The following is a 12263-nucleotide window of genomic DNA, read 5'->3' as shown; positions in this document are numbered from 1 at the left end:
CGGTGCGCCGGCCTTTCCTCAATCGTAGTATAGGGCGCGTAAAGCGCCCTCTGCTCCGCTCATGCCCCGTTGGGCGCCGTCACCGGTGCGCGATTGTAGAAGTAGATGCCGTGCGGCGAGCGGCCGACCTTGATGGTTTCGATCAGCTTACGGTTCGCCAGATCGATCACGCCGACGTGCTTGGCGAAGCGGAACGTAACCCACAGATACTTCTTGTCGGCGGAAAGTTCCATGTCGTCCGGGCCCGGCAGAAGACCGGTGATATCGCCGACGTTCGTGAGCGTGTCCTCGTCGATGATGCTGATCGTGTTCGCGACGCGATTCGACACCAGCACGTGCTTGCCGTCGACCATCGAGCGGAAGTTGTGCGCGCCCTTGCCCGTCGTGATGGTCTTGACGACCTTCTGGTTGCGCCAGTCGACCACGGCCACGTAGTCCGCGCCCGTCATGCCGACGAGCAGGAATTTGTCGCCGGGCGTGAGCCAGACGCCGGCGGGCACCTTGCCGACCTTCATCTTCCATTTCACCGTCTGGGTCGCCAGATCGATCGCGGCGATTTCACCGGACACCTGCAGCGAAATGAACGCGGTCGAACTGTCGTTCGTGAACGCGATGTGGCTCGGCATCGTCGCGAGCGGCAGGCGCTTCGCGAGATTCACGTTCTTGCCGTCGAAATGGTAGATGTCGAGGCGGTCGAGGCGCAGGCCCGTCGACACGAACCATTTCTTGTCCGGCGAAAAGCCGATCTGATACGGATCCTCGATGTCCTGCACCCAGCGCTGGAACGCGCCGGTTTTCGGATCGACGAACATCAGGTTGTTCGACACCGAGTTTGCGACGATCAGCGACGAGCCGTCGGGCGTCGGCATCAGGTGGTGCGGCTCCTTGCCGGTCGGCACGGTGCCGATGACCTGACGCGTGTTTTCGTCGATCAGGCTCAGCGTGGCTTCCGCCGAGTTGAGCACGATCACGTTGTTGGCGAACGCCGCGGTGGCGACAAGAGCGGCGCCGACGGCAAGCGCCGCGCGTGCGGCGGCCGTGCGGACACGGCCGGGATGGAAAATATTGCGCATGGAAAATAGGCTTCGGAAGGCAGGCGTCATTGTAGAACGTTTGCCTCGCGCGGCGCGTTGACCGGGTGCGGCTTTTTGCGCAATACGCTGAAGCGGCGCAAGAAATAGCAGATTTTGCCGCGTGCTGGCCGCAGCCTAGCGCTGCATCGACTCCCAGACCTTGTGGAGCCGTTTCACCGAAACGGGCATTGGCGTGCGCAATTCCTGCGCGAACAGCGACACGCGCAGTTCTTCCAGCAGCCAGCGGTACTCGGAAAGCCGCGCGTCCGCGACGCCGCCGCGCTGCGAAATAGCGCGCTGATAGTGCTGCGCGAGCGGCTGCAAATCGGCGGAAAGACGGGCATCACGCGCCGGATCGGCCTTGAGCTTGTCGATGCGCAGCCCGATCCCCTTCAGATAGCGCGGAAAGTGCGCGAGCTGCGCATACGGCGTGTCGATGACGAAGCGCTTGCTAATGAGCGCGCTCAGTTGCGCCTGCATGTCCGCATACGCCGATGTGAACGTCTTCGCCTGCGCCAGCTTTTTCGCGAGCGCCGCGTATTCGGCCAGAATCGCGCCGACGAGCCGCGCGATCTCCTGCGCGAGCAGCGTCAGGCGGCCTTTGGCGGCATCGCGGCGGGTGTGGAAACTGCCGTCGTCGTCGGGCAGCGGGTCTTGCAGGCACGCGCGATCGAGCGCCGTCTCGACGATCTGGTCACGCAACTCGTCCGCCGTGCCGAGCGCCATGTACTGCATCGACATTTCGCGCAAGCCCGGAAGATTCTTCTCCAGATAGCGAATCGGCTCGCGCAGTTGCAGCGCGAAGAGCCGCCGCAATCCCGCACGATGGATGCGCGCCGCTTCCTCGGGTGAATCGAACACTTCGACGTCGCAATGCGTGCCGCGATCCACGAGCGCCGGATAGCCAAAAAGCGTCTGCCCGCGACGGCGGATTTCCAGCAATTCCGGCAGCTTGCCGAAGTTCCAGGTGGTGAGGTTTTCGTAGAGCGCGGTGCCGACAGTGGCCGGTTGCGTTTGCGGCGCCGATTCCGACTCGCCCGAGAGCGCGTCGAACGCCGCGGCCGACGTCAGCTTCTGAAATTGCTGTTGCGCCTGGCCGCCCAACTCCGCGCGCAGTTGCGCGAGATTGCGGCCCATCGCGAGCTGGCGGCCGTGCTCGTCGATCACCTTGAAGTTCATGAAGAGGTGCGCCGGCAGCGTTTCGAGCTTGAAATCCGCGCTCTTGACGGCGATTTGCGTCTGCCCGCGAATATCGGCGATGAGCGAATCGACGAGCGCGCCCGCGCCGAATTTTGGCCCGGCATGACGCTCTGCGAAACCCGCCGCGTATTCAGGCAGTGGCACGACATGACGGCGCAGTTTCTGCGGCAGCGACTTCAGCAGCAGTTGCGCTTTTTCCTTGATCATGCCGGGAACGAGCCATTCGGCGCGGCGAGCATCGACCTGATTCAGCCCGTAGAGCGGCACCGCGAGCGTGACGCCGTCGCGCGGCGAGCCCGGCTCGAAGTGATAGGTGAGCGACATCTCGATGCCCGACATCGTCATGCGCTTCGGGAAGAGGTCGGTCGTGACGCCGGCGGCTTCGTGGCGCATCAGGTCGTCGCGGGAGAGGAAAAGGAGCTTCTCGTTGCCCTCTTTCTTCTGCTCGTCGCGATACCAGCGCTCGAACGCCGCGCCCGTCCACATGCCTTGGGGAATCAGCGAATCGTAGAAGCCGTAGATGAGTTCATCGTCGACGAGCACGTCCTGGCGACGCGACTTGTGTTCCAGCTGCTCGATGTCGGCGACGAGCTTGCGGTTGTGCGCGAAGAACGGCAGGCGCGTATCGAACTCGCCTTCGACGAGCGCGCCACGGATGAACAGCTCGCGCGCATGCTTCGGATCCTGTTTGCCGAAGCTCACGCGGCGGCGCGCGTAGACGGTCAGCCCGTAAAGCGTCGCGCGCTCGTAAGCGACGACCTGCGCGGCTTTCTTTTCCCAATGCGAATCTGAAATCGACGTCTTCAGCAGATGCGCGCCGACAGTTTCCAGCCATTCCGGCTCGATCTTCGCAATCGTGCGCGCATAGAGCCGGCTCGTTTCGATGAGCTCGCCCGCCATCACCCAGCGCCCCGCTTTCTTCAGGAGCGCCGAGCCCGGCCAAAGATGGAATTTGATGCCGCGCGCGCCGAGATAATGCGGCTCGTCGTCGGCTTTCAATCCGACGTTGCCGAGCAGGCCGGTCAAAAGCGACAGATGCACCTGCTCGAATGTCGCATCCGAGTCGTTCAGGCGCCAGCCGTGCTCGCGCACGACCGTCAGCAATTGCGAATGCACGTCGCGCCATTCGCGCAACCGCAGGTGCGACAGAAAGTTCGCGCGGCACGCATCGGCGAGCTGCTTGTTCGACTTCTTGTGCGCGACGGCGTCCTCGAACCACTTCCAGATGCGCGTCCATTGCAGAAACTCGGAGCGCTCGTCGACGAACTGGCGATGCGCCTGATCCGCCTGCTCCTGCGCCTCGATCGGCCGGTCGCGCGGATCCTGCACCGACAAGGCCGACGCGATGATGAGCACTTCCTTCAGCGCCAGATGATCGCGCGCGGCAAGGATCATGCGGCCGACGCGCGGATCGAGCGGCAGGCGCGCGAGCTCGCGGCCGAGCGGCGTGAGCGCGTTGTCGTCATCGACGGCGCCGAGTTCGTTCAGCAGTTGATAGCCGTCCGCGATCGCGCGGCCCGGCGGCGGCTCGATGAACGGAAAGGTTTCGATCGCCGTCAGATGCAGCGACTTCATGCGCAGAATCACGGCGGCCAGCGACGAGCGCAGGATTTCCGGATCGGTGAAGCGCGGCCGCGCCTGAAAATCCGCTTCGTCGTAGAGCCGGATACATACGCCGTCCGCGACGCGCCCGCAGCGGCCCGCGCGCTGATTCGCCGCCGCCTGCGACACCGGCTCGATCTGCAATTGCTCGACCTTGTTGCGATACGAATAGCGCTTCACGCGCGCCATGCCGGTATCGACGACGTAACGAATGCCCGGCACCGTCAGCGACGTCTCCGCGACGTTGGTCGCGAGCACGATGCGCCGCGCGTTCGACGGCCTGAACACGCGCTCCTGCTCCTGCGCGGAAAGGCGCGCGAAGAGCGGCAGGATTTCCGTGTGCGGCGGATGATGCTTGCGAAGCGCCTCGGCGGCGTCGCGGATTTCGCGCTCGCCGGGCAGGAACACGAGCACGTCGCCGGGGCCGACGCGGCACAGTTCGTCGACGGCATCGACGATGGCTTCCATCAGGTCGCGGTCGGTTCTGCGGTCGTTGCGCCTGGGCGCCGTGCCTTGCGCATTTTTGATCGCCTCGCTTTGCTCTTCAATCGGCCGATAACGCACGTCCACCGGATACAGCCGCCCGCTCACCTCGATTACCGGCGCGGGCTTGTCGTCGCTGCCGAAATGGCGCGCGAAACGCTCGGCGTCGATAGTCGCAGACGTGACGATCAGCTTCAGATCGGGGCGCTTCGGCAGGATTTCCTTCAGATAGCCGAGCAGAAAGTCGATATTGAGGCTGCGCTCGTGCGCCTCGTCGATGATGATCGTGTCGTACGTGTTGAGCAGCGGATCGGTCTGCGTTTCGGCAAGGAGGATGCCGTCGGTCATCAGCTTGACGGACGCGCCCGGCGCGAGATTGTCCGTGAAGCGCACCTTGTAGCCGACGACTTCGCCGAACGGCGTGCCGAGCTCTTCCGCGATGCGCCTTCCCGTGGCCGAAGCGGCGATACGGCGCGGCTGCGTATGGCCGATGAGACCGCTGCCGCCCGCGCCGAGGCCGCGCCCGAGGGCGAGGCAGATTTTCGGAAGTTGCGTGGTCTTGCCCGAGCCGGTTTCGCCGCTGACGATCACGACCTGATTCGCCGCGATCGCGCGTGCGATTTCCTCGCGTCGGCCGGATACCGGAAGTGCTTCGGGGAAGGTGATCGGCGGAATCGGATTCGGTGTGACGATGCGTGACGGGCGCGGCGGACGAGGCTCGCGAGGCTCGCGAGCCTCGCGTTCTCGCGCTGCCGGCGCGCGTTCGGCCGCTGGCGCCGAGCCAACGGGCTCGCGACGCGCGCTGGTCGCGAGATGCTCGTTTCGACGCTCGACGCGTTGGGGGTCGTTGCTGCGTGTATCGGCTGCTTTGGGCGGAGCGCCGCTCTCCCGCCGTTCGGCTCGATGTTCCTCGCGCGGCGCACGCGCGTGTTGCGCGCGACGGGCGTCATCGCGCTTTGCTGGTGCGTGCTGCTGAGATTCAGAGCGCGGCTCGCGCGGCGCACGCGCGTCATCGCGTTTCGCCGGCGCGGGCAGTTGAGATCCGGAATGCGGCGCGCGCGCCGGAGCGCGGTCCGTTTTCCCCGCTAGCGCGGGATTCGGCTTCGCCCGATCGCGGGCAGGCGGCGCAGCTTGCGGCTTCTGGGGCGCAGGCGGTCGTTTCGTCGCCGCCACGGCGCCCTGCTTGCTAGCAGGACTACCGGCCTCGCCGCCCTTCTGAAGCGGCGCAACCGCCGCCTTGCCCGACGGCGCGGACGCGGCCGGCGCGCCCGCCGCAAAGCGTCGCGCAGCGAGCTCTTTCTTGCTCAGCCCCGCAGGTTCGCCGGAATCGCCGGACGCCCCCCCGCCCTCCCGCGCATCGCGCAGCAGATTTTCACGCAGTTGTCGCAACTGCTCCTGAGTATCGAGGGATTTATCGGCGGACTGAGACTTGCCCGCCTGATCGGGACGTGATGGACGAGAAACATTCGGCATAGCGTCGCATTATAATCCCGGGATGAATTCCCAAACCGACCTCACGATGACCGCGTCGCCGCCGGCCGCAGAGCCCGAAGCGCCGGATCTCCACGCTCAGTTCGTCGACTGGATGCGCTCTGTCGCGCCGTACATTCACGCGTTTCGGAACAAAACGTTCGTCGTGGCGTTCGGCGGGGAACTGGTGCAGGAAGGTCGTCTGAACGCGCTCGTGCAGGACGTCGGCCTGTTGCACGCGATGGGCATCCACGTCGTATTGGTGCACGGCTCGCGCCCGCAGCTCGACGAGCAATTGAGTCTTCACGGCGTCGAATCGTCGTTTTCGCATGGCCTGCGCATCACCGATGCCCGCGCGCTCGAGTCCGCGAAGGAAGCCGCCGGCGAAGTGCGTCTCGACATCGAGGCCGCGATCAGCCAGGGCCTGCCGAACACGCCGATGGCCCACGCGCACATCAGCGTCGTGTCGGGCAACTTCGTGACGGCGCGACCGGTCGGCATTCTGGACGGCGTCGATTTCCAGCATACGGGCGTCGTTCGCAAGATAGACGGCGATTCGATCCGCCAGTCGCTCGCGTCGAACAAGCTGGTGCTGCTGTCATCGCTCGGCTTCTCGCCGACCGGCGAGGCGTTCAATCTGTCGATGGAAGACGTCGCGTCCGCCGCCGCCATCGCGCTGCGTGCCGACAAGATCATCTTCGTGACCGAAATTCCGGGTCTCGTCGATTCGGAAAACGAACTCATCCGCGAGCTGTCGCTCGACGACGCCTATCGCCTGCAGGAAAGCGGCGAGCTGCAAGGCGACACGGCGTTCTATCTGAAGCATACGGTGCGCGCATGCCGCGGCGGCGTGGCGCGCGGCCACATCATTCCGTATCGCCTCGACGGCAGCGTGCTGCTCGAACTGTTCCTGCACGACGGCGTCGGCACGATGATCTCGTACGAGAACCTCGAAAGCCTGCGTGAAGCGACGCCGGATGACGTCGGCGGCATCCTCACGCTGATCGAGCCGCTCGAAAGCGACGGCACGCTCGTGCGGCGCGGGCGCCACCAGATCGAGCGGGATATCGACCACTTCTCCGTCATCGAGCACGATGGCGTGCTGTTCGGCTGCGCCGCGCTCTATCCCTACACGCAGGAGCGCATCGGCGAGATGGCGTGCCTGACCGTCGCGCCGGAAGCGCAAGGTTCGGGCGACGGCGAGCGCTTGCTCAAGCGCATCGAGCAGCGTGCCCGGGCGCGCGGGCTCACGCGTATCTTCGTGCTGACGACGCGCACCGAGCACTGGTTCCTGAAGCGCGGCTTCGTGAAGGTGACCGTGGACGATCTGCCCGAGGATCGCCGGCGCCTCTACAACTGGCAGCGCAAGTCGCTCGTCCTGATGAAACAGCTTTGAATTCGCTTTGAGAAGCGCGAACTGCGCTTCGTCCCCCGATACAGAGGAGAAACTCACAATGGCCCGAATGGTTCAATGCGCGAAGCTCGGCAAGGAAGCCGAAGGACTGGACTTTCCGCCGCTGCCGGGCGAACTCGGCAAGCGCATCTACGAAACGATCTCGAAGGAAGCCTGGCAAGGCTGGCTCAAGCAGCAGACGATGCTCATCAACGAAAATCGTCTGAACATGGCCGATCCGCGCGCGCGCCAGTACCTCATCAAGCAGACCGAGAAATATTTCTTCGGCGAAGGCGCCGATACCGCCACGGGCTACGTCCCTCCGCAAAGCTGAATTCGCGGCTCGATCGCACTGCTACAACCGGCCCAGAGCGGCCGGTTTTTTGTTGCCGCGCATTGCGCAAAATGTACCGGCTGGACCATCAGGTGAATGGACCGAAATTCAGCGCAATCCTATAGCAGGCAAGGGATCGGGGCTCCCGCGGAACCTTGCCAACATCGGCCGGTTTGCACATCGTCTGTCATCGTGTTATCATTTATTTGTTATCAACAGTAATTCACCCTCATTCACGCGCATGAGTTCGGCGTATCGCAGTTCGGACACACGGCGGTAGTGACAGTTTTCATACAAAGAGGCGCGTCGGTTTTTTAGCTGGTCTTGCCAGACTCACGCCGGCCTTTTTCGTCTCAGGTTGTTTTTTCGCCGACGTCGCGGCCCACCCGCGGCAACTCAGGTTTCGCCGGGTTCGCCGTCCGCACGTCAAATTCGTTTGTTTCATCCGAGTGCAATTTCGCGACCCACCGCGAAGCACCGGCACCGCGTTTTCTTTTCGTTCTTCAGCATCTGCTTCCGTCAGATCGCTGCGCGGAGCCATTTGCGTACGTTCCCCGCAATGCAAGCGGCGCCGTCGCGAAACTGCACTGTCCCGGCAATACGCGCTGTCCTGACGACGGCGCGCCCGAAGCTCTTTCGCGAGCTCTCGGGATCGAATACGGAGTTTTTCGAACTATGTCTTCTCTTCACGAGGGCGTTTGGCGCACACACGATTCATCCAGTCAGAAGTCCGATCTCACCCTCGACGACATCACCATCGTCGATCAATCCCTGCTCAAGCGCGCGGTCGGCGCAATGGCCATCGGTAATGCGATGGAATGGTTCGACTTCGGCGTGTACAGCTACATCGCCGTGACGCTCGGCAAGGTGTTCTTCCCGTCGAGCAGCCCGGCAGCGCAGTTGCTCGCGACTTTCGGCACGTTCGCGGCCGCGTTCCTGGTGCGCCCGATCGGCGGCATGGTGTTCGGCCCGCTCGGCGACCGCATCGGCCGCAAGCGCGTGCTCGCGATGACGATGATCATGATGGCCGTCGGCACGTTCTGTATCGGCATCATTCCGAGCTACGAGTCGATCGGCGTGATGGCGCCGGTGCTGTTGCTCGTCGCGCGTCTCGTGCAGGGCTTTTCGACGGGCGGCGAATACGGCGGCGCCGCAACCTTCATCGCCGAATTCTCGCCGGACAAGAAGCGTGGCTTCATGTCGAGCTTTCTCGAGTTCGGCACGCTCGTCGGCTATGTGCTCGGCGCGGGCGTCGTCGCGGTGCTCACTGCGGTGATGTCGGAGCGCGAACTGCTGTCTTGGGGCTGGCGCATTCCGTTCATGATCGCCGGTCCGCTCGGCCTGATCGGTCTGTATATCCGGATGAAGCTCGAAGAAACGCCGGCGTTCCAGCGCGAAGCCGAGAAGGCGGAAGCGGTGGCGCACGAGACGACCAAGGCGCAGTTTCGCGAGACGCTGATCCAGCAATGGAAGCCGCTGCTGCAATGCGTGGGCCTCGTGCTGATCTTCAACGTGACCGACTACATGGCCCTCTCGTATCTGCCGAGCTATCTGTCGGCGACGCTCAAGTTCAATGAGACGCACGGCCTTTTCATCGTGCTCGTCGTGATGGTGCTGATGATGCCGCTGACGCTCATCGCTGGCCGCCTGTCGGATGTCATCGGCCGCAAGCCCGTGATGCTCGCGGGTTGCATCGGCCTGCTGGTGCTGTCGATTCCGTCGCTCTCGCTGATCCGCGTGGGCACGGTCCCGTCGATCTTCGCGGGCATGATGATCCTCGGCGCGCTGCTCTCGACGTTCACGGGCGTGATGCCGTCGTCGCTGCCGGCCCTCTTCCCGACGAAGATCCGCTACGGCGCGCTCGCGATCGGCTTCAACGTGTCGGTGTCGCTCTTCGGCGGCACGACGCCGCTCGTCACGGCATGGCTCGTCGAGAAGACCGGCAATCTGATGATGCCCGCGTACTACCTGATGGGCGCGTCGCTCATCGGTATCGTGTCGGTGCTCGCGCTGCACGAAACGGCGAAGAAGCCGCTGAAGGGCTCGCCGCCGGCGGTGGCGTCGAAGTCGGAAGCGCACGCGATCCTGCGCGGCCATCGCGAAGCCGCCGAAATGGACGACGCGTTCCCGGAAGGCACGGTGCGCGCGTAAGGCGTCAGGCTTTCTGAAGGCGCAAGGCCGGTGCGTGAGCGCCGGCCTTTTTTATGTCACGAGCGCGACGATGCGCGCGTCCGGTTTTCCATCGTCTATATCGAGCAACGCGAGCGTGATCGGCAACTTGAAGCGCCGTGGCCCCGCGCTGCCGGGATTCACGAAGAGCACGCCGCCCCGCCGCTCGACGAGCGGCTTGTGCGAATGACCGGTCACGACGACGTCGATGCCATCGAGTTGCTTCGGCGCGTCGGCGATATCGTGGACGACGTGGATCGTCGCACCGCCCAGTTCGATGCGCGCGTCCCCGGGCAATCGCGCGACGTCATCGCCGACATCGTTGTTGCCGCGCACGGCGGTGAGCGGCGCAAGGGACGCGAGCGCATCGAGCACGCCGTGCTTGCAGATATCGCCCGCGTGAATGATGTGCGCGCACCCGCGCAATGCCTCGAGCGCTTCGGGGCGCACGAGGTTGTGCGTATCGGAGATGAGGCCGATGCGCATCACGTTTCTTCGTTCGCGAGGATGCGCTCGATGCGTCGATCGGGCACGAGCCATACGGCCGCGACGAGCGCGTAGAGCGTCGCGGCGATCCACGGCTGCCAGAACGACACACCGATGGCGACGAGATAGAGCAGCACCGAAAGCCTGCCCTTGCGGTCCGCGCCGACGGCGCGTTCGAGCGCGGCGTTTTCGCCGTGCATCGAAATGAGCGTGCGGGTGAGGATGTACCACGCGACGGCGGTCATGAAGAGCACGAAGCCGTAGCAGGCGGTCGACACGGCGGTCAGATGGTTCTCGCCCATCCAGTTCGTGGTGAAGGGAAAGAGCGACAGCCAGAAAAGCACGTGCAGATTCGCCCACAGCACCCGGCCGTTCACGCGCTGGATCGCGTGGCAGAGATGATGATGATTGCTCCAGTAGATGCCGACGTAGATGAAGCTCAGCACGTATGCGCAGAAAACGGGCAGGAGCGGCGCCAGCGCGGCGAAGTCATCGCCGTGCGGCACTTTCAATTCCAGCACCATGATCGTGATGATGATGGCGATGACGCCATCGCTGAATGCTTCGAGCCGGGTCTTGCCCATCGTATGTCCTCGCGCCGAAATCGGTGCCGCCGATTATGCGGGAGGGTCCAGCACTTGTCGAACGGCCTGATGACGGCGGCGGGCGCGGCTTTGGCGCGCTGTCGGGCAATGGTAGAATCGCGTCCGCCCTGCCGGGGTGATGAAATTGGTAAACATAGCGGACTTAAAATCCGCCGCCTCACGGCTTGCCGGTTCGAGTCCGGTCCCCGGCACCAGGCGCGATTGCCCTGCGCCCATTAATCGTTCAACGGCGGTGTAGTTCTAGTTTTCGGTAAAGAATTTGGTCGTCGGAATAACGACCCGCCTTCCGAGATCTTGAGCAAACACCCTCACACCGCATTCAACAACCGCTCTGCATCCCTCACCGCATCGAACAGCGCCTCGATCGCCGTATCGCGGTCGAGCAGGCACACATGCTCGATATCGAACGGCAACGCATCCACACCGATGAAACGCACCGTTCCGCCGAAGCAGTCGCGCGTCTTGCCGCTGCGCACCGACGCGATGTAGTTCGGGGTGATATAGAGGGCAACGGGCATCATGGCGGCCTCGGCGATGGTCCGGTCGATGCACCAGAGTCTAGCGATGCTCGCCCGCGCGCTGCACCCGCCTGACGCGGGGACTGCTTCCCCCCTTTCGCGGCCCCCGCCGCTACACCGCGTGCCCCAGGACGCGCGCGACGTAATGCCGTCCCCACGCCTCGCCATGCGCGATCGCCTCCGCGACGGTCTCGAAAGGACCGTGGTCGCCCGTCATTTCGCCCGAGTCGTCGGCGAGTGTCGAACCGTGCACCGGTTTCTGGTCGATCCGCGTTACCCGCACGCGGATCGCGTAACCCTCGGACGGAGCCGCGTCCGCGTCGCCGTCGGGCTCGATCGGCCGGGGCGTGGCCTGCATGGCGAGCAAGTAGTCGCCTACTTCGATGTCCTTCTGCATGGCGGTCGTCTCCATCGGTACGCAACGCGCTGATCGAATGACAGTGCCGATTGTGCTACCGCATCGCGCGAGAAAACAAGCGCCCGGTCCGACCCTCGCGCGGCGCGCATGATATAAAGTTTCGCCCCGTCCTCTTTTCGCTTCGACGCCTTCGATGAACCATCGCACCCGCCACCCGCTGCTCGTCCTGCTCACCATTGCCCTCGCTTGTGTCTCGGGCTGCACGTCCTATTACAAGAACGTCGAAGCCTGCAAGGACAGGGTGCGCGCGGACTACCCCGACGCCGCCAGCGCGCCGCTGAAAATCACGGGCTCCGGCGCGAGTTATCATGGCTCGCGCGTGGTCGTGCACGGGACCATCCACACGCCGCCGAAGCCGCCGGCCACCAGGTCGGCGCCGGTGCCCGCGGCCGCCGAATGCACGTTCAGCGAGACGTCGATGACAGGCTTCCAGTGGCTCGTTCCCGCGAAGCTCGCGCCGAAGCCGCCCGTCGCCGCATCCGACGATTAAGTCCGAAATCCGCCCGCGACGA

The 12263-nt window shown here is 64.3% G+C and carries 10 protein-coding genes and 1 tRNA gene; 5 read left to right on the top strand and 6 right to left on the bottom strand.

The genetic code is table 11. From position 1 onward, the window contains the following. Nucleotides 1-59: 59 nt before the first annotated feature. The gene (locus tag NCT32_RS04700; protein ID WP_061119880.1) at nucleotides 60-1073 is read right to left on the bottom strand and encodes a beta-propeller fold lactonase family protein; all 1014 of its coding nucleotides are present in this window, start codon (nucleotides 1071-1073) and stop codon (nucleotides 60-62) included. A 135-nt stretch (nucleotides 1074-1208) separates the two neighbouring features. Further along, nucleotides 1209-5831, bottom strand: a complete 4623-nt coding sequence (gene hrpA / locus NCT32_RS04695) for an ATP-dependent RNA helicase HrpA (RefSeq protein ID WP_250489932.1) — start codon at nucleotides 5829-5831, stop codon at nucleotides 1209-1211. 22 nt (nucleotides 5832-5853) lie between these two features. Between hrpA and argA the strand changes: the two genes are divergently transcribed. From argA to proP, 3 genes are all read left to right on the top strand, one after another. Continuing rightward, a complete protein-coding gene (argA, locus tag NCT32_RS04690; RefSeq protein ID WP_061119882.1) occupies nucleotides 5854-7224 on the top strand; it encodes an amino-acid N-acetyltransferase in 1371 nt (456 codons plus the stop codon). Between the two features lie 58 nt (nucleotides 7225-7282). Beyond that, the gene (locus tag NCT32_RS04685; RefSeq protein WP_035506430.1) at nucleotides 7283-7555 is read left to right on the top strand and encodes an oxidative damage protection protein; all 273 of its coding nucleotides are present in this window, start codon (nucleotides 7283-7285) and stop codon (nucleotides 7553-7555) included. A gap of 675 nt (nucleotides 7556-8230) precedes the next feature. After that, entirely contained in the window at nucleotides 8231-9706 is a 1476-nt protein-coding gene (gene proP / locus NCT32_RS04680) for a glycine betaine/L-proline transporter ProP (protein WP_061119883.1), read from the top strand. Between the two features lie 51 nt (nucleotides 9707-9757). Here the strand turns inward: proP and NCT32_RS04675 are convergent, their stop codons facing one another. Continuing rightward, nucleotides 9758-10210: a metallophosphoesterase family protein gene (locus tag NCT32_RS04675; protein WP_061119884.1), complete on the bottom strand. Its 453-nt coding sequence runs from the start codon at nucleotides 10208-10210 to the stop codon at nucleotides 9758-9760. Continuing rightward, nucleotides 10210-10794 carry a TMEM175 family protein gene (locus NCT32_RS04670; protein WP_061119885.1) on the bottom strand — a complete coding sequence of 195 codons (585 nt, stop codon included), beginning with the start codon at nucleotides 10792-10794 and terminating at the stop codon, nucleotides 10210-10212. The genes NCT32_RS04675 and NCT32_RS04670 overlap by 1 nt, the downstream gene beginning before the upstream one ends. A 130-nt stretch (nucleotides 10795-10924) precedes the next feature. Here NCT32_RS04670 and NCT32_RS04665 point away from each other — a divergent pair. After that, a tRNA-Leu gene (locus NCT32_RS04665) sits at nucleotides 10925-11009 on the top strand. A gap of 114 nt (nucleotides 11010-11123) precedes the next feature. Here NCT32_RS04665 and NCT32_RS04660 read toward each other — a convergent pair. Both NCT32_RS04660 and NCT32_RS04655 read right to left on the bottom strand, forming a co-directional pair. Beyond that, nucleotides 11124-11336, bottom strand: a complete 213-nt coding sequence (locus NCT32_RS04660) for a hypothetical protein (protein ID WP_061119886.1) — start codon at nucleotides 11334-11336, stop codon at nucleotides 11124-11126. Between the two features lie 109 nt (nucleotides 11337-11445). Then, complete coding sequence (locus NCT32_RS04655) at nucleotides 11446-11730, bottom strand: hypothetical protein (RefSeq protein ID WP_061119947.1); 285 nt, start codon at nucleotides 11728-11730, stop codon at nucleotides 11446-11448. Between the two features lie 154 nt (nucleotides 11731-11884). On the opposite strand from NCT32_RS04655, the gene NCT32_RS04650 reads away from it, so the two are divergent. After that, nucleotides 11885-12241: a hypothetical protein gene (locus tag NCT32_RS04650; RefSeq protein WP_061119887.1), complete on the top strand. Its 357-nt coding sequence runs from the start codon at nucleotides 11885-11887 to the stop codon at nucleotides 12239-12241. Nucleotides 12242-12263: the final 22 nt, after the last annotated feature.

Origin of the sequence: Caballeronia sp. INML2 (assembly GCF_023631365.1) — a bacterium.
GTDB classification, from domain to species: Bacteria; Pseudomonadota; Gammaproteobacteria; order Burkholderiales; family Burkholderiaceae; genus Caballeronia; species Caballeronia turbans.
Note: the sequence above shows the minus strand (reverse complement) of the source record. Positions and strands in the feature narration are given on the sequence as shown.

What these genes read in the sequence shown, in the direction of transcription:
- NCT32_RS04700 (WP_061119880.1), bottom strand. Translation starts at nt 1,073, where the DNA reads ATGCGCAATATTTTCCATCCCGGCCGTGTCCGCACGGCCGCCGCACGC.
- hrpA (WP_250489932.1), bottom strand. Translation starts at nt 5,831, where the DNA reads ATGCCGAATGTTTCTCGTCCATCACGTCCCGATCAGGCGGGCAAGTCT.
- argA (WP_061119882.1), top strand. Translation starts at nt 5,854, where the DNA reads ATGAATTCCCAAACCGACCTCACGATGACCGCGTCGCCGCCGGCCGCA.
- NCT32_RS04685 (WP_035506430.1), top strand. Translation starts at nt 7,283, where the DNA reads ATGGCCCGAATGGTTCAATGCGCGAAGCTCGGCAAGGAAGCCGAAGGA.
- proP (WP_061119883.1), top strand. Translation starts at nt 8,231, where the DNA reads ATGTCTTCTCTTCACGAGGGCGTTTGGCGCACACACGATTCATCCAGT.
- NCT32_RS04675 (WP_061119884.1), bottom strand. Translation starts at nt 10,210, where the DNA reads ATGCGCATCGGCCTCATCTCCGATACGCACAACCTCGTGCGCCCCGAA.
- NCT32_RS04670 (WP_061119885.1), bottom strand. Translation starts at nt 10,794, where the DNA reads ATGGGCAAGACCCGGCTCGAAGCATTCAGCGATGGCGTCATCGCCATC.
- NCT32_RS04660 (WP_061119886.1), bottom strand. Translation starts at nt 11,336, where the DNA reads ATGATGCCCGTTGCCCTCTATATCACCCCGAACTACATCGCGTCGGTG.
- NCT32_RS04655 (WP_061119947.1), bottom strand. Translation starts at nt 11,730, where the DNA reads ATGCAGAAGGACATCGAAGTAGGCGACTACTTGCTCGCCATGCAGGCC.
- NCT32_RS04650 (WP_061119887.1), top strand. Translation starts at nt 11,885, where the DNA reads ATGAACCATCGCACCCGCCACCCGCTGCTCGTCCTGCTCACCATTGCC.